Source organism: Gillisella taibaishanensis (assembly GCF_001938985.1).
GTDB lineage: Bacteria > Pseudomonadota > Alphaproteobacteria > Rhizobiales > Rhizobiaceae > Allorhizobium > Allorhizobium taibaishanense.
This window is the reverse complement of record NZ_MKIN01000021.1, coordinates 421,610-439,324: the sequence shown is the minus strand read 5'-3', so window position 1 is coordinate 439,324 and position 17,715 is coordinate 421,610. Positions and strand designations below refer to the sequence as shown.

The 17,715-nt window shown below is 59.8% G+C and carries 10 protein-coding genes; 4 read left to right on the top strand and 6 right to left on the bottom strand.

Annotation, left to right across the window (positions count from 1 at the left end):
- Positions 1 to 22 precede the first annotated feature (22 nt).
- From BJF91_RS09140 to bcsN, 4 genes are all read right to left on the bottom strand, one after another.
- Positions 23 to 853, bottom strand: a complete 831-nt coding sequence (locus BJF91_RS09140; protein ID WP_139310641.1) for a MipA/OmpV family protein — start codon at positions 851 to 853, stop codon at positions 23 to 25.
- A gap of 134 nt (positions 854 to 987) precedes the next feature.
- Positions 988 to 3,414: a cellulose biosynthesis cyclic di-GMP-binding regulatory protein BcsB gene (locus tag BJF91_RS09135; protein WP_075614175.1), complete on the bottom strand. Its 2,427-nt coding sequence runs from the start codon at positions 3,412 to 3,414 to the stop codon at positions 988 to 990.
- On the bottom strand, positions 3,411 to 5,600 hold the full coding sequence (bcsA, locus tag BJF91_RS09130) for a UDP-forming cellulose synthase catalytic subunit (protein ID WP_075614174.1): 2,190 nt from the start codon (positions 5,598 to 5,600) through the stop codon (positions 3,411 to 3,413). Before bcsA ends, BJF91_RS09135 begins: the two co-directional genes overlap by 4 nt.
- Before the next feature lie 77 nt (positions 5,601 to 5,677).
- Entirely contained in the window at positions 5,678 to 6,736 is a 1,059-nt protein-coding gene (gene bcsN / locus BJF91_RS09125) for a cellulose biosynthesis protein BcsN (RefSeq protein WP_075614173.1), read from the bottom strand.
- A gap of 164 nt (positions 6,737 to 6,900) precedes the next feature.
- Here bcsN and BJF91_RS09120 point away from each other — a divergent pair, with 164 nt between their 5' ends.
- Positions 6,901 to 9,156: a tetratricopeptide repeat protein gene (locus BJF91_RS09120; RefSeq protein ID WP_075614547.1), complete on the top strand. Its 2,256-nt coding sequence runs from the start codon at positions 6,901 to 6,903 to the stop codon at positions 9,154 to 9,156.
- A 45-nt stretch (positions 9,157 to 9,201) separates the two neighbouring features.
- Here the strand turns inward: BJF91_RS09120 and BJF91_RS09115 are convergent, their stop codons facing one another.
- Entirely contained in the window at positions 9,202 to 11,274 is a 2,073-nt protein-coding gene (locus BJF91_RS09115; protein WP_075614172.1) for a GAF domain-containing protein, read from the bottom strand.
- 417 nt (positions 11,275 to 11,691) lie between these two features.
- Here BJF91_RS09115 and BJF91_RS09105 point away from each other — a divergent pair, with 417 nt between their 5' ends.
- Positions 11,692 to 12,798, top strand: a complete 1,107-nt coding sequence (locus tag BJF91_RS09105) for a PAS domain-containing protein (protein WP_075614170.1) — start codon at positions 11,692 to 11,694, stop codon at positions 12,796 to 12,798.
- Between the two features lie 12 nt (positions 12,799 to 12,810).
- A complete protein-coding gene (locus tag BJF91_RS09100; protein ID WP_075614169.1) occupies positions 12,811 to 13,224 on the top strand; it encodes a response regulator in 414 nt (137 codons plus the stop codon).
- 111 nt (positions 13,225 to 13,335) lie between these two features.
- On the opposite strand, the gene rsgA is transcribed toward BJF91_RS09100, so the two are convergent.
- Complete coding sequence (gene rsgA / locus BJF91_RS09095) at positions 13,336 to 14,442, bottom strand: ribosome small subunit-dependent GTPase A (protein WP_083943240.1); 1,107 nt, start codon at positions 14,440 to 14,442, stop codon at positions 13,336 to 13,338.
- A 247-nt stretch (positions 14,443 to 14,689) separates the two neighbouring features.
- On the opposite strand from rsgA, the gene BJF91_RS09090 reads away from it, so the two are divergent.
- Positions 14,690 to 17,674, top strand: coding sequence for a PAS domain-containing protein (locus BJF91_RS09090; protein ID WP_075614545.1), 2,985 nt, complete (start codon positions 14,690 to 14,692; stop codon positions 17,672 to 17,674).
- Positions 17,675 to 17,715: the final 41 nt, after the last annotated feature.

Here is a 17,715-nt window from a genome sequence, read left to right as displayed (position 1 = left end):
TGGCCCCAATGCTGGCATAATCTCAGAACTTCACATCGAAGGATTTGTTGAAGGCAATCCCGATAATGTTCTGGTTCGCCGTTCCCAACTGCGACACGATCGGCGAGCGCGCCGCATCACCGACCAGCCGCTCATAGCGGTCATAAATCTGCACCGACATGTCAGGCGAAATCGTATAGGTCGCCGACACGGTAAAGCCGACCGTCTTGATGCCGGCCTCAGCATCGAAGGCAGATATGCGGCCGTTGCGGCTCGCTTCGGTAGGGCTGACACCGAAATAGGTCTTCATGTAGGCATCGTCACCGAACGTAGCGCGCGGGCCGGCTGACAGAAGCCACTTTTCCGACAGTGGCTGGAACCAGTCCGAGCCGACGTCGACCACCAGACCGCTGCCGCTCGAAAGGCCCTGGCGCACTTCGGCGCGTACGCGCCAGACATCGGGCTTGATCCAGTATTGCACGAAGGCGCCGGCATCGATGTCGAACTTGACGCCGTTCACACCGTTAAGATTAGTCGATTTCGAGGAGCGGCTGTCTCGAAAGCCAACGACCGGCCCGATTTCGAAGCCATGTGTGCTGAACAGGGTATAATCGAGATTGTCGTCAGGTGGAGCGTTGTCTTCATCCTCACCAAACCGGCGGATGTCGAAGGAGGGGATGACGCCGAATGTATATTGCTTTGATCCGGGATAGCTTGGCCCGACTTCCACAGCGCCGCCGACGGTAACGATCCAGCCGTCGCTATTGTCCTGCTGCTGATCGGCAGCAGGACTGGTGCCGGGAAAAAGCAGTAGGGCCGGTATGCAGGCTGCGGCAATCGCTACTCTGGAAATCGGGAAAGAATACAATGCCACACGTCCAGCAACATGCCGCCTTTGATGCGGCGGCAAAAATTACAGCCCTGTAATGTCTTTGGCTTGTCGGCTTGTCATGGTCAAGAGGCACCGCCCCGCAACCCCGCATTTTCAACATTTTACGTCGAAAAAGCTCAGTTTTTCGGGCCGCCATGACCGCGCCCCATGCGGTCCATCAGCCCATGAGTGGCAATCCCAAGCAGAATGGCCGAGAGCACAAGGCCGCCAGCATAAATGATGAAATTCCCGGAAAGCCAGTTGGCTGCAACCAGACGCATATTGGTCAGCGTCCACGGCTGAATCGATAGAAGCTCGACGGATTGGGCAGGGCTGGACACAATCTCCTGGCGTCGTGCGTCATAGGCGCCGACCCGGCCCGAAATGGCGCCCCAATTGCGCAAATCGGCCATATCCACGGTGGCTGCCTGCAGCATGCTACGATCAGGCGCGCTGAACGTGGTCAGGATTGCGCCGTCCTCCGCTACAGTCTGAGACAGGAAGCCGCTGGAGGCAGATGGAAGCGCAAACGGTGTCTCGGCTCCCGGCCAGAGGCTGACGGAAGCGAGGTTAAGGTCGAAAGTCTCCTTCATCCAGGCGTTCACGCCTGAAAATAGCGCCATCACCGTGCTGGAATCCACCTTTTCACGCCAGGAGTTCAATTTGACCTCAGTGCTTAGGTCTTCCTCGATGTTGGTGGCCTTTAATTGGATATTTGCGAGCGCCTGGGGCGGCAATTCGGCGGCTGTGCCGATAAACAACGCATTGCGTCCTGCGGGTCGCTGCGATGGAAGGACAATATCGAGCGGAAGGACCTGACGGGCAGCACTGGCCAGTTTGCCGAGCACGGTTGCCGCTGCGCCAAGCGTTGCCTCGTCATGGTTGCCAAGCACAAGACTTGCGGGCTGCGCGGCCGACGCAAGCGGAAAGCCGAGGGCGGCGGTTGCGGCAAGATCGGGCGCCTGCGACAGATGCGCAATTTCCGGCATCACGAATTGGGAGGAGCCGAACAGTGCAAAGCGCGGCGTCTTATCGGCGGTTTCGCCAGGTGCGCAGGCAGCATCGGTCTGCGTCTTCATCACCGCTTCCAGGCCGATAATGTTGACGCCTGGATGGAAATGGCGAAGCGTCACCCGGATGGGATAGCGGCGCAGCACGGCGCCGCCCGTGGCGGTGATTGGCACTGTCGTTGCCAAGTGCCCGTTCACGGTCACCACGAGCTGGCTGCCCGGCAGGACCTTGCTGGAATAGGCCGCATCGAGCAGGATTGTCGCCGTGCCGTAATTGTTGGCATAGAAATCAGCCGGCATTCCAACGGTAAAGTCTGTTGTGAAGCGGCGACCGGAAAATTCCTGATCGGCGATGCCCAGCGAGGCGAAGGACCACGCGCCTGCTTTGTCCAGCAGCGGCGTGTCGAGTCCTCGCCAGACGGCAGTCTTCAGTCTGCGGGGATCGCCATCGGCGGCAAAGCGGGCGAAGTTATCGGCAATCGCCCTGATGTCACGCCAATCCGGACCGCTGAAGGCCAGCACGGTTTGACTGGGCGAGCTAGGAAGAGCAACGAAACCGGCCATAGTGCCGCCCGCGACTGATGTCGTCGTGCCGCCTGCGGCTCCGATCGGCAGTGGGCTTGCGCCGGCGGGTGCGCCAACCAGACTGCTCATTTGGGCTGTTGTGGCCGCGAGCACGATGATTTCACCTGGCGCCCGTTGCGCTGGCATCGTCTTGGTAAAGGTAAAGGAGCCGTTGGCGCTGCCGCTCAGCATCGAAAGCGACTGAGCCAGTTGAAGCAGGGCCGGGGTGGCCATCGGCTTGTCGAGGTCAGGCGCGACGATGGTGAACCGGCTGCGACCTTTCTCGTCAACGCCGATCGCCCTGATATCGTCGAGGCGCTTCATCGTGCCTGCGTTGGGTGTTGCAAAGCTTAGATAAGTTTTGGCGGCATCGACATCCGTCCATAATTCATAGGTGGATTCAGCCGTGCAGTCCGTCCGATGCCTCTGTTCTGCGGCAAGCCGTATCCGGTTGAGGCCCGGAACCAGTACGCCACGTGGTACGGCAATCGAAGCCTGCTGCGTGGTCTCGCCGCCGCGGATCGGGACATCCAGAACCGACGCGTCATTGATGGTGACTGTCAGATGCGAGGCTTCCGGCGCGACCACAAGGGCATTGGAATAGCCGATCGAGAACTTCGTCTCTGCTGCCGCCTGCTCGGGCGTCAGATAGACGGCCATGGTCTGCGCAGCGACTTCACCCTGCAGTTTGACGATAGGCGCGTTGAGAAGATACCGGCGTGACTGGCTATCGCCTTGGGCGGTAACGGCTGGTCGAGCGCTTTGTCCTGGGTTTGGGAGCGATCCCGCTGGGGCCTGCTGCCGTGGGCTTTGCTGTGTCGGAGGGAAAACTGTGGGCGGCTGTCCGTTGCCGGCGCCGCCCCTTTCCGGGGCCATATCGAACGGCATGGTCTGGGCCTGTGCCAAACCATGGCCGACAGAGGCGAGCAGGCCGAGCGTCAGGGTTAACGGTGCCAGGAGCGGCAGGGACGCGAGCGGCAAGCGCTTCATGGTCTGCCCTCCGGCTTGACATCGGCCTTGCCCTTGGCGGCCAGCAAGAGAAGTAGATAATGCATGCCACGCAGCGTTTGGGTCAGAGACAGGCGTAGAAACATGAAGGCGCCGCCGATGAGGCCCGGATTGCGCCGCCGCGAGTGCTGGAACAGGCTCCATTGCTGGGCATTGGCGAAAATCAGGTCGGCGATCAGTTCGTGATGACGTACTGTCTCCGGCAAATAGCGGCAGCCGATTGAGATGATATCGCCGCTGAACTGGGAATGGCGGATGGTGACGGGCAGCTCTGCCCATTCCGTCGAACCATGAGGCTGGAAGGTCACTGCGCCAAGGACGTCCCGCTTGAAGATGTCCCTGTCGCGAGTGAAGATTTGCAGGCTTGCGCCATTGACCGAGACATCGTCGATCATCGCCGGATACAGCTTGTCGCCTAGGGAAAATTCGCAGCGGCGGCTGACCTGCACCCGGCGCGATGACTGCCGTTCACCTCGTTCGGAGACGACGCCTAGCGCGCAACCGGCCATGATCAGGTTGACCAGATTCCAGCCGCCAACCACGAGCGTCACGTCGAATTTATAAGGGTCGCTATAGAGCCGGTAAATCGTCACGCCAAAAGCGATCAGCAGGATCAGGAAAATCAGGAAGAAGGGCCGGCTGATTTCCGACAGGCGGTTTTCCGTGACGCTTTCATCCTTGGCGGTGACCTTGAATGTCGGCCGGCGCGGGTCCCACATGACGGAGAGAATGGCCGGCAGCAGATGTACCGATTGCACATATTCATAGAGCTCGGAAATCCACGGCCAGCGGAACGAACCGTAGAGATAGTTCTGCACCATCAGGTTCACGAGCATATAGGACAGCGTGTAAGCCATGAACTCGCCGCCCGAGCCCATGAAGATCTGGAGATTGAAAAACAGGTAGAACAGCGGCGCCAGCAGGAAGATCGCCCGCGGAAAAGGGAAGAGCCAGAACATAGTCGACGACATATAGCAGAGCCGCTGCCCGAGGCTGAGGCCACGCTTGAACAACGGAAACCGGAATCGCATGATCTGCATCATGCCCTGGGCCCAGCGGCTGCGCTGGCCGATGAAGCTGGCGAAAGTCGCTGGCTGTAGCCCGGCAATCAGTGGCATGTCGACGAAAATGCTGTTCCAGCCGCGTGAATGCAGATCGAGCGCCGTTTCGCAGTCCTCGGTGATCGATAGGCCGCTAAAGCCATTTGCCTCGTTCAGAGCCTCGCGGCGCAAGACTGCGGCAGATCCGCAGAAAAACGCGGCGTTCCACTTGTCGAGCCCACGCTGGATGATGCCGTAGAACATCTCGTTCTCGCTCGGCATCTTGTTAAAAGTATTGAGATTACGCTCGATCGGATCCGGATTGATGAAGAAATGCGGCGTCTGCACCAGAAACAGGCGCGGGTCGTCGTTGAAATAACCAACGGTTTCCTTGAGGAAACTGCGGGCCGGGGCATGGTCGGCATCGAACACTGCCACCAGCTCGCCGGTGGAATGATTGAGGCCATTGTTGAGATTGCCGGCCTTCGCATGTTCGTTGCGCTCGCGCGTCAGGTAGCGCACGCCGAGCTGGCTGCAAAGGGTTTGCAGCGACTGGTGCCGCTGTTCGGCAAATTTCGCAGCGAGAAGATCCGTCGATTGGCGTTTCTGTTCCGTCGAACCATCGTCCAGAAGCCAGACGGTAAATTTATCGGCGGGGTAATCGAGATTGCGGGCTGCGGCCAATGTATTGGCCAGCAGCGATTCCTCTTCGTTGTAGCTCGGCACGAAGATATCGACGATCGGCAGTTCGTCGTAACTAAGGGTGCGGAAGGGCTTACGCGGCGGCAGAGGCGTCGACACCACGAAAAGGCTGAGAAACAGCATCATCACGCTGTACATTTCAGCCAGATAGAGCAGCAAGCCGGGAATGAAATTTTCAAGCTGGTTGACCGGCGGCAGCGTGCTGCTCGTGCGCCAATAGACGTAGCGTAAGACGATCGCGCTTGCCAATGACAGAAACACGACGCGGCCGCGGCCCTCGACGCGCATCATTTTCATCGCGGCGACGATGATCAGAATAATGAAAGTGGTTACCAGTTGGGTGCGGGTGTCGATTGGCAGGAATGCCAGCAACAGCATCGCCGAAGCGCAGGTCAGCCAGAGCAGGAAGCGGATCCAGAACAGCATCGACTAACCCTTCAGGGGCCCGCTGCAGCGGGGGATTTGGCGGTGTGGGGAAGTCATGGCGGTGTCTTTATGCACGCTCATGGACATTGTCCCGATTGCGTAGCCCGTGTGCCGAGGCAGGTTGGCAACGGCACGACCGCACCGCCCCCGGCGCCGCTTGCCGTCCCACCCATCTGGGATCTGCCGGAGACATCTTGGGGGGAGGTTCGTGCAGCTGACGGCATCACGCCTGGGGCGGGAACGGCTCCAGTCTGGCGGCGACCTGATTGGACGGGAGAGGGAACCACGGTCCCTTGAGAGGTGAGCGGACTGGTCGCAGCGGCATTGGCGGATGCTACAGGCCGCGCGGGAGGCCTGGTCGCGACATTATGGACGGGCGCGATCGCTGTCGGCGCCGCAGCTGCAGGCAATACGGGCGTTGATGGCGGATAGATCGGTGCGCCGCTGGCTCCAAGGTTTTTGTTGAGCGCCGCCGGCGCGCCGTAGGGGTTCCAGCCGGGGCTATCGGTCGTCGCTGCCAGCGTAAATCCATACATCAAAGACAGCAATTGCTGTTCGCTTGCCTGCCGATCGCAGAGCCGCAGCCTGATCTGAATGGTGCCTGCATCCACCAACGGGCCGCGCTGGCCCTGCCGGGTGCGCAATTGCTGCCAGGCATAGAGACAGAGATCGTTGCTGGCGGCGCGCCCTACGGCATAACCGAAGGGGCCAAAGTCGTTCTGAACCACATATTGCGAGCGCACCATAACCACACCGGGCAATGTGCCACGCATTTCCGAATTGATCCGAGCGTCGGTCAAGGACGCCGAAGACAGAGCGCCTTCACCATAGCGATTGGGATTCTCTGTGCCATAGAACCTGACCTGCACGTTATTCTGACCCGGCACCGTCGAGTTGGTGGAGAGTGCGATTTCCTGCTGCACGGCATTGCTGAACCGCTTTTCGGTTACGCCCACGACAGAAAACTGGCCGGGCGGGGGCAAAAGCAGTGCTTGATCTGCGCCGAGTATCTTCGTGTCGCCGTTGAAGCGAACCGGCTGGCCGGCACAGGCTGCGAGCGAAATGGCAAGCGCGACCGCACATAGGCCGCGGGTCGGCCGCAACAGGTGTTCCAGAATCGGTTGATAGAGAATCATTGCATTCTCATACGCGAGAAATCGTCTGGACGAAATTTAAAACCCGTCTGGCGTGCAGCTTCTTGCCCCCTTCACATGAAAATAAACTATTTATTTACCCTGTCGGTTAAAGGTTGGTCCTGATGGCTTTGCGTTTATCGCTGGCGATCCGTGACGGAGTTTTCATGCGAACATCACTCATAGCGCTTACTGCAATTGCGGCCGCAGCCGTGGGTGCCGTCGGGATCATTCCCGGCCATGAGGAACTGTCGACCGTCTCCAGCAAGGGTATGGCCAACACCGAGGTAGCCGGTGAGGGCGCCGTATCGTCAAAGACAGACCGATCGCCATCTGCCATGCCTGTGCAACTGGTGGCCGATGCAGCAACGCCGGATAAACCGGCTGTCGGCGGTACGGCTGCAGCACCGAACCCTGGATCATCAGGAACTTTTGAGCGAGCGATGCCCGCACAGCCAAGTGCAGCGGACACCCGCTCCTCGTCCACTGCCAAGCCGGTGGTGGACGAAAGCGCGCTGCGCTATTTCGCGGCCCGGGGCGACACGGTGCGCCTACAGGCCGAAATTTCCAGGCTGCGTATGCTTTATCCCGGCTGGCAGCCTCCGGAAAATCCGATGGCGATCACCACCGGGGTCGATAGTTTCACCCAGTCGCTGTGGCAGACCTATGCGGATGGCCGCTACCAAGATGTGCGCAAGGCCATTGCCGGGCGCCAGCAGCAGGAGCCTGGTTGGACGCCGCCGGCCGAATTGCTGGACGGTCTGCGCCTTGCAGAGGCACGTCAGAATATCGTCAAAGCCTCTGACGACAAGCGCTATGACAGCGTGATCACGCTGTCTTCGGGGGCGCCGGAATTGCTGACATGCACCGAAATCGATGTCCTCTGGCGTGTGGCCGAAGCCTTTGCCAAGACCGACAAATCGGCGCGGTCGCGTGATGTCTATACCTATGTGCTGAACAATTGCCGCACGCCGCAACTGCGCATCGCATCCATGCAGAAGGCCAGCACGCAGCTCCGGCCTGAAGCGATCGAGGATTTGCTGAAGCTCGAGCAACCCAGTCCCGATGGAAGGCCGGAATTCGAGCCGATCCGCGACGATCTTGCGCGTCAGATGGTGTCGAGGGCCGGTGAGGACGACAAGATCGTCGTGCCGCCTGCCGAGTTGGAACGCCTGGAAAAGCTGGCGCGCGGCGATGGCAAGGCAAGCGATGCCCTGCTGCTTGGCTGGTATAACTACCGCCGCAAGAACATGACCGTCGCCGAAGAATGGTTTCGCCGCTCCTATAGCAGCCAGGCGAGTGCAGGAGCCGCACAAGGGCTTGCCCTGGCGCTGATCTCGAGGGGCGTGCCTGACGAGGCGGAAAACGTCATGTTCCCGTTCCAGGAAACGGATAAGCAGGCAAAATCCGTCTATCTCTCTGCCGTTGCCGAATTGCTGGCGCAGGAGCCGCCGAAGGTGATCGACAATCCAGTGCTGTCGCGCATGGCGCCCGTTGTGATCGCAGCGCATGATGTCGCGGCCGCCGAGCAGTTCGGATGGTATGCACGCACCTTGCAACAGATGCCGACGGCGGCAGACTGGTTCCGCCTGGTTCTCTCCTGGGATCCGACCCATGAGCCTGCGGCTTATGGTCTTGGCCTGTCGCTCGATAGCCTCCAGGATAAAGCGGGTCTAGCGCGCGTCAAAGCCGATTGGGCAGGACGTTCGGAACGAATTGCCAAGATTGGCGAGGTGCGCGGCGTCAACGGCAAGGTCATTGCAGTGCCGTCATCCATGCAAGAGCCGGCTCGCGAGGGGTCGCGTCCAACCAGTCCACGCACGACCATGGTCGCCCTGTCGGGCGCAGACGAGGCAAGGGCTCAACCGCGCTCTGTCAGGGCAGGCGTGAGCGCAAAGCGTAGCTGCAGCGACACGATCGATCCGTCGCTCATGGCGCCGCAGGATGCACTGGTGCGCGGCTGGTGCCTGATGGACATGAAACGGCCGATGGAGGCTGTTAATGCGTTCGACCGGGCGCTGCTTGGCCAAAGCCTGCAGCAGCGCCAGGATGCAGCCTATGGCAAGAGCCTCGCATTCCTGAGGCTCAAGTTGACTGACAAGGCGGCCGCGGCCGCTGCCTCCGTACCGCTTGGCGAGGCCCGGGCGCGTGAGTTGCAATTGGCGATCCTGGCTGATCGGGCCGTCGGCGCCTTCCAGCTAGGCCGGCCGCGCGAAGCCCTTATCGCGCTCGACCAGCGCTCGCGCCTGATGCCGGAACCCCAGGATCTGTTGCTGCTGCGCGGCTACGCCTATCAAAAGCTTGGCTATAATGCCGAAGCCCGGCAGATTTTCCAAACTCTCTCGGATATCGGCAATACGTCAGCGCTGAAGGCGCTTGCGGAGATTAGGGCCAACGATCCGGGTGAGGGGCAAGGCGGATAGCCAAGGCGCTAGAAAACCGGCTGCCTCAATAGGGACGCGAAAGCATCAGCCGTCGGTCTCCTGAATTGTGGCCAGCGGCGCGCTGAAGGAGGCGATCAGGCCAGAGGCATGATATTGTTTATGGGAGTTGCCGTTACCGGCAAGGCCCATTCGAATAAGACGGGAGCCAAAGCCTTTTCTGGTCGGCTCAACCACCGGCGGCCCGCCGCTTTCCGTCCAAGTCATCGACAGGGTCGCTACCCCATCGAGATCGGCGATCTGCCATTGGACGGAGACCTGCCCGACATCGTTCGACAAGGCGCCATATTTCAGAGCGTTGGTCGCCAGTTCGTGCAAGAGCAGTGACAGCGAAAGTCCAGCCTTGGGGCCGAGCGCGAGGTCGGGTCCTTCCAGGCAGATACGGTTGCCTTCGGCGTGCAGGCCCAGCACCTTTTCAATCACATCGCGCATTCTCGCCACTGAGCGGTTCTGCTGTAAAAGCACGTCATGAGCAGCACCTAAGGCATGGAGACGGGCGATGAAGGCGTTAACAGCCTCCTTTTCCGTCACATCCTTCAATGTCTGGCCGGCTAACGCCTGCACCATGGCCATGGTGTTCTTCAGGCGATGGCTGAGCTCGTGATTGAGGAGCTCCTGTTCTTCTTCTGCCTGGACCTTGGCAAGTGCCGCATAGGTGCGGTCGGCGACACCGCGCGCGAAGTCCATTTCGTCCTGGCTCCAACCGCGTGGTTTTTCCTCATGCGCGAAGAAAACACCAACCAGATTGCCGCCCTTCAGGATCGGGATCTTCAGCATCGCTGCAACGCCCAGAGATCGGTAGATCTCCCATTCCTGCTCAAGCCACGGGCAGCAGGTGATATCTTCTATGGCAAGAGTTTCGCCTTGCCTGAGGCGTTCCATGCTGGCGGGAAAGTCGCTGAGGACATGGCGGCCGGCAATGGAAGACGTGCCCGGCGAAGCGTAATCGAATGCAAGGGCGATACCATCGTCAGAGCGGTCGATTGCTGCATACCCTGCTCGCATGACGCAAAGCCCATCAGCAAGAATTTCGGCGGCAATGGTGTTGATCTCGTGGACGCTGCTGGCGGAACGCAAGGCATCACCAAGCTTGAGCAGGGCGGCTTTCTTCGTCTCCTTCAACTTGGCATCTGTGGTGTCGAAGACGACGCCGACCATGCGGCTGATCTCACCCTTGTCGTCGTGCACGAAGCGCGCCCTGCGCGAAATCCAGCGCAGCTCCTCGTCGTCTGCCCGAATGATGCGATAATCGACATCCGGGCTGGCCGTTCCGTCGCGACGATTGATCAGGTTGGATCGCATCACCCGGTCTTCCTGGATCACCCGGTCCTCGATCTCGGTCGCCAGGTAGGAGGCCCGTTCGGGAATGCCGAAGATCCGGCAAAACTCACGAGAGACCAGCATGGCATTGGTTTTGACATCGAGCTCGAAGGTGCCGATCCGGCCGGCGGCCTGCGCGTTGCGCGACCGTTCGTCCTGCTGCTCCATGGCGGTCACGCGCGCCAGCCGGCGCTCGCTCAACCGTCGCTGCACGTCTGCTTCGCGAGCCTTTTCCTTAAGCGCCTTGCGCAATTCCAGCTGGACCATGACCTGACGGGCGAGGATCTTCAACGTGTCCTGCTGCAGCGCGTCGAGTTCTTGCGGCTCGAAGCCGAGGACGCAAACAGTTCCGATCGGAAGGTCGTCGCTGGTTTTCAGCACCGCGCCGGCATAAAACCGCAGATGCGGCTCCCCGGTCACCAGCGGATTGCTCTTGAACCGATGGTCATCGCGCGCATCGGGAACGATCAGGAAGTCGTCTTCCAAAATGGCTCTTGCGCAAAACGAGCTATCAAAAGGCGTTTCACGCACGCCAAGCCCGACCTCTGCCTTGAAAAACTGTCTGTTGTCTTCGATCAGGTTGACGACGGCAATCGGCGTGGCACACACGCGTGCTGCAAGCGCTGCGATGTCGTCGAAGTCCTTTTCCCGCGGCGTGTCAAGAATATCATAGGATCGAAGCGCCGCTAGGCGCCGTCTTTCCCGCTGCTCGGCTAAGTCGTCGATCACTAATTGCCGTCCCTTGGCGCCTGGATTACTTTGAGATGCTCCGGTTCTCATTAAGAAACTCCTAAAACCGGAAGCGGCCGCGTATAATTATCTCGCAAAATTAAGGGGATCTGACCAAGGTCTTTACCCTTCAGCATATTACCCAGCACGTCATTGCCAGAAACACCGACAGAACCTTAAAGCCAACTCCTCCTGAAGAGGTGGATTTGAGGCCCCCATTGCATCTTCGGTCAGGGGCAGATTTGCGCAAGATAACCACGATCGATCCAGATTGTCTGCACGGATCCGCCTCGACGGTAATCTTCCCGCGCCCCTATCTGGGCATATTTGTTCTCTTTTGCAAGATTCTAAACAGCCTTCTGATGAAGGATTTGAATGAGAAAATGCAGGGCATCATTTTATTTTTGCAGGCAGGGAACATAATGAAATGCAGTCCGTTTCCGCAAGCTAACTAACACAGGAAGATCGATGACTGACAGTTCCGCTAGACGCGACGCCGAGGATGCCGGGCGAAGACTTCTGGCCGAACATGCTTCCGAAGATCCATTCGCCGCCGCTTTCAAGGCTACCCGTATGCCGATGATCATCACCGATCCCCGGCAGCATGATAATCCGATCATTTTCTCCAACGGCGCCTTTAGCGACCTGACAGGCTATCCGCCGGAAGAGCTGACCGGGCGCAATTGTCGCTTCCTGCAAGGGCCGAATACAGATCCGGAGTCGGTGGCAAAGATCCGATCGGCCATCGACGAGCAGCGCGATATTTCCGTCAATATTCTGAACTACCGCAAGGATGGGTCGACCTTCTGGAACGCGCTGTACATCAGCCCGGTACGCGACAGGAATAACGAAGTAATCTATTTCTTTGCCTCCCAGCTCGACGTAACCGATGTGAAAAGCAAGGAAGTGCAACTGGCGTCCGCCAAGCAGGAAGCGGAGGCGGCCGTTGCGCAGCGTACCCAGGATCTGGTTGATGCGCTAGAAGCTAAAACCACGCTTGTCCATGAGGTAGATCATCGCGTCAAGAACAACCTTTTGACCATTGCCTCGATCGTCAAGCTGCAGGCGCGCATGTCCACTGACGACACCGTGCGCCACACGCTGCGCTCCGTGTTGAACCGTGTTGAGGCGCTCAGCACCGTGCAGCGCAAGCTTTTTACGTCACATGACGTCGGCCGGTTTGACGTGGCGGATTTTGCCCGTGAACTGGTGGTTGATATCGTCAGCGCTCTGAAGCGGGATGACATCGTTATTACCATGGACCTTTCCCCGGTCTTCGTGCCCGCCGTGAAGGCATCGCCCTTGGCGCTGATCGTCAACGAACTGGTTGGCGACCCGGTGCGCCGGGGCCTGAGCGATGGCGGCGGCGAAATCCACTTGAGCGTCAAGCAGCCAAACGGTCATTTCGTGATCGAAGTGCGCGACACGACCGAGCCGGTGCCTGTCAACAGTGAGGAGGACGACTTCGGCCGCCTTATGCTGGAAACCTGTCTTCGCCAGGTAAATGCGAAACTGGAACGGACCATCGAAGGGCGGCAGACGATCGTGCGCGTCACCCTGATGGTCGATAATTGAGCGGAGCAGACCTTGAAAATTATGATCGTCGAAGACGAGGCACTTCTCGCGCTCGAGTTGGAAGCGGAAGTGGAAGCGGCCGGCCACGATGTTGTTGGCCAGGCAATGAGCCGCGATGAGGCGATCGGCATTATCGATAAAGAACAGCCGGAATTTGCCTTTGTCGATGTGCATCTGGTCGATGGACCGTCCGGCATCGATGTTGGCCGTCACCTCGCGGAACGCGGCATACCCTATGTGTTCGTCACGGGTAATTTGAAACGCATCCCGGAGGATTTCGTCGGTGCTGTCGGAGCGATCGAAAAACCGTACACGATGAACGGCCTTCAGAATGCTCTCGATTACATCGGGCGCCGACTGCGGGGCGACTATGGCGTGCGGCCTCCGCCAAGCCTTGTTATGGCACCCGCGAGACATAATAACTGAGGCAAAGTCAGAGCCGGCTTCGCCTCCGGCATGCGCTGATAAGGCTATAATACCTCAGTGTCTCCATCAAACACTGAGGCGTCGTGGGGTCGCCGGACGCTGCGGCAGATTTCAGCGCTTGGACTTGCGAAATGTCTTGTTGCCGCGCGGGCCGGTTGCAACCGGTGTACGTTCTCGGCTTTCAGCAGACAGTATGCGCCAGCGCTCCAGTCGTTCGGGCGCGAGCGTGCCAGCAGAAATCGCGGCCTGGACGGCACAGCCGGGTTCGTGGACATGGGTGCAGTCGCGGAAGCGACAAAGGGGGGCAAGATCGGTAATTTCGCTGAACAACGTATCGAGGCCATCGGTGACGTCGCTGACATAGAGCGTGCGGATTCCTGGTGTGTCGATAACCCAGCCGCCGCCTGCGATGGCGTGCAGCGAGCGCGCCGTAGTGGTGTGCCGGCCCTTGGCGTCGTGTTCGCGGATACCGCCGGTCTTCTGTTCGGTCTCGGGTTGAAGCCCGGCAAGGGTATTGACGAGCGTCGATTTTCCGACGCCGGACGAACCGACGAGGGCGACGGTCTTGCCCACCCCGCAGAATGGAGCCAGCATGGCGGCGGCATCCGGGGCGCGGGCGTTGACGATGATAACCGGCACGCCGCGCTGCAGGCTCTCTGCCTGCGCAATATAGGTTTCCCTGTCGTCGGCGATATCGGCCTTGGTCAGGACCAGCACCGGGTCCGCGCCCGATTGATTCGCCATGACAAGATAGCGTTCCAGCCGAGCGGGATTGAAATCTGCATTGCAGGACGTGACGATGAACAGCGTGTCGACATTGGCTGCCGCCAACTGTTGACCATGACGGCCTTCGGTGCGCCGTTGGAAGACCGTCCGGCGCTCCAGAAGGCGCACGAAAGCGTCGGTCGCAGCATCAACGAGGACCCAGTCGCCGACCGCGAAATCGGCCGTACTGCTTTTATGAGGCAGGACGAGATCCTTGAGACCGTCGGCATCAATAACGTCGACACGGGCACGGTGCACCGCGGCGACCCGCCGGGGCACCAACCCTTCATCCTCGGGGGTGAGTTGATCGGCAAAAAAGTCGGCCCAGCCGAGGGCTGCAAGCGACGGGACGGTCAAGCGGCGGATCCGCAGCAGGCGGGAGCGATCATCGAGCGGGCTTTCTCCAGGATAGTGCCTGGTCGTGGAGCAGAATTGATCCGGTTGCGCAAGCATAACCGATATCAGGAGCAATCGAAACCGGCGAGGGACCAGTCATGAAACGCATTGAAAATGACCCATGCCGGTGGTCCGATCCGACATTTGTTGACACGGGTAGTTGAGCATGTCACGAAATTCCATGGCAAATAGCAAATCCCGCACCCTGTCGCTTACCCCTGAACTCGAGGGTTTTATCAATGGCTGCCTGGCGTCCGGGACCTTTGCCGACGCAGGCGAGGTTGTGGCTGCGGCTCTGGCGCAGATGCGCGATGGCGACGGACCGAAGGCCCCACTGCGCAAAACCGAATGGCCAAAGGCCGGAGGGGTTTGCGGCGAGCTGATTCGTAATTTTGACTGGACCAAGTCGGGCCTCGGTCCCTTCTGCTCCTGGTCGGGCGAGCTGCGGGCGACAGTGGCCAATATCGTCAATTCGCCTGTTGCGACCGTGCTGATGTGGGGCAATGACCACATCATGATCTATAACGATGCCTATAGCACCATTGCGCATGACCGGCATCCCAGCGCGCTTGGCATGCCGGTGGCCGTCGCCTTTCCCGAGGTCTGGGATTGGAACCGGCCCATCCTTGAGGCAGGTCTTCGAGGCGAAACCGTATTCTATCGTGATCAGCCTATCGTGCTCAACCGCCCGGAGGGGCCGCAAAAGCTGTTCCTCGATCTGTTTTACACGCCGGTCTATGATGCCGATGCCAAGGTCGGCGGTGTGATGTGCACCATCGTCGACAACAGCGCGCGCATCTCGATCGAAAGGCAGCTGGCCTCGCGCGAAGAAGAATTGCGCCGGGTGACCGACGCCATGCCGATGCTGGTCGCCTATGTTGATCGTGACCATTGCTACCGCTTTGCCAATGCCACCTATCGCGACTGGTTCGGCATCGACCCCGAATGGATGATCGGTCGGCATGTGCGCGAGGTGCTAGGCGAGGGCGCTTATGAAGGCCGCCGTGAGGCGATCGATCGCGGCCTGGCTGGCGAAAGTTTCTCATCACAAGCAGTCATGCCCCGTAGCGATGGCTCTGAACACCAGCTGGAGATCCGCTACGTTCCGCATGTCGACGCGGATGGATCAATCCCGGGCGTCCATATCCTGTGCATCGACATGCATGATCATGCGAGCCGAGAGGCAGCATTGAGGCTGTCCAATCGCCGCTTCCGCACCGCCATGGATGCCGTCCACGGCATTCTCTGGACAAATGGAGCGGATGGCCGGATGGAGGGCGAGCAAGCCGGCTGGTCGGCTCTGACCGGCCAGACCCAGGCCGAGTATCAGGGCTATGGCTGGTCGCAGGCGCTGCATCCTGATGACGTCCAGAACTCAATCAAGACCTGGGAGCAGGCCTTGGCGACCAAAACCATGTTCGTTGACGAACAGAGAGTGCGCCGCGCCGATGGCGAGTGGCGGCAATTCGCCGTTCGGGCGCTGCCTTTGCTCGACGATGACGGCGAGATCATCGAGTGGGTCGGCGTTCACACCGATATTACCCATCAGCGCGCGGCCGAAGCGTCCTTGCGTCAGCAAGCCGAGACGCTGGCCCACCAGGTGCGTTATCGTGAGCAGGCCGAAGAGCAGTTGCGCCACCTGAATGAAACGCTGGAAGCCCGCGTCGTTGCCGAAATCGCCGAGCGGCGACATGCGGAAGCGAAGCTTGCCCAGGCGCAGAAGATGGAAACCGTCGGTAAACTGACGGGCGGCGTCGCCCATGATTTCAACAATCTGCTGCAGGTTATCTCGGGTAATCTGCAGTTGCTGCTGAAGGATGTCGCCGGCAATGACCGGGCAGAAACCCGGGTGGCGAATGCCATGGCTGGTGTCTCGCGCGGGTCCAAGCTTGCCAGTCAGTTGCTGGCCTTTGGCCGGCGCCAGGCGCTTGAGCCCAAGGTCGTCAATATCAGCCGGTTCATCCAGGCCATGGACGATATGCTGCGGCGGGCGATCGGTGAGGCGATCCAGTTGGAGACGGTGTTTGCCGGAAGCCTGTGGAACACGTTTATCGATCCCGCCCAGATCGAAAATGCCTTGCTCAATCTCGCCATCAATGCCCGCGATGCCATGGACGGCATCGGCAAGCTGACGATCGAACTCGCCAACGTGCATCTTGATGATGCCTATGCCGCAAGCCATGACGAAGTGGTTGCCGGCCAATATGTGATGCTGGCCGTCACCGATACCGGTTGCGGCATGTCGCCCGAGATCATTGACAAGGTGTTTGAACCGTTCTTTTCCACCAAGGCGGAAGGCAAGGGGTCCGGTCTTGGACTGTCCATGGTCTACGGCTTCGTCAAACAGTCGGGCGGTCATGTTAAGATCTATTCCGAGGTGGGTCATGGCACCACGATCCGGCTCTACATGCCGCGCGCCATGCAGGCCGAGGATGTTGAAGTCGTTCTCGATACCGGCCCCATCTCCGGTGGCACCGAGACCGTGCTTGTCGTAGAGGACGATGAGGCCGTGCGCGACACGGTCGTGGCGCTGCTGACCGATCTCGGTTACCGCGTCTTGAAGGCTGTGGATGCCGCAAGCGCGCTCAGCGTGATCGAAAGCGGCATCCCCATCGACATTCTGTTCACCGACGTTATCATGCCGGGCACTCTGAAGAGCCCGGAATTGGCGCGCAAGGCGCGCGAGCGGCTGCCGAACCTCGCCGTGCTTTTCACATCAGGCTATACGGAAAACTCCATCGTCCACGGCGGCAAGCTCGATGCCGGAGTGGAGCTTCTGTCCAAGCCCTATACGAAGGAAGCGCTGGCGCGGAAATTCCGGCATGTGCTTGCCAATCAGCGACAGCGCCAGGGTGCGCGCCAACAGCCGGTTCAGCCGGAGATCATGATTGAGTCCATCGAGGATCAGAAAATTTCGGCCCGGTCTCCGGTGACGGTGCTTCTGGTGGAGGACGATGCGCTGATCCGGATGGATACGGCAGAAATCCTGCAGGATGCAGGCTTCCTGGTGATCGATGTCGGCAGCGCCGAACAGGCAATGACCGCGTTGGATGCCATGGCGATCGATGTCGTCGTGACAGACGTCAACCTGCCGGGCATGTCGGGACCGGATCTAGCGGTACGGGCAAGGCAGGTTCGTCCTTCCATCGCCATCGTCTATGCCACCGGCGATGCAGCGTCGGTCGGCGGTGATACGGCAGCCAGCACTCTCGTAAAGCCCTACGGCGCTGACCAACTGGTCTCGACGGTGCGCCGGGCGGCGGATGTACTTCCGGCATCCGGCGGCTGAAACGCTTCGTTTCCCCTTCGATCTCTTAAGCATCGGCCTGA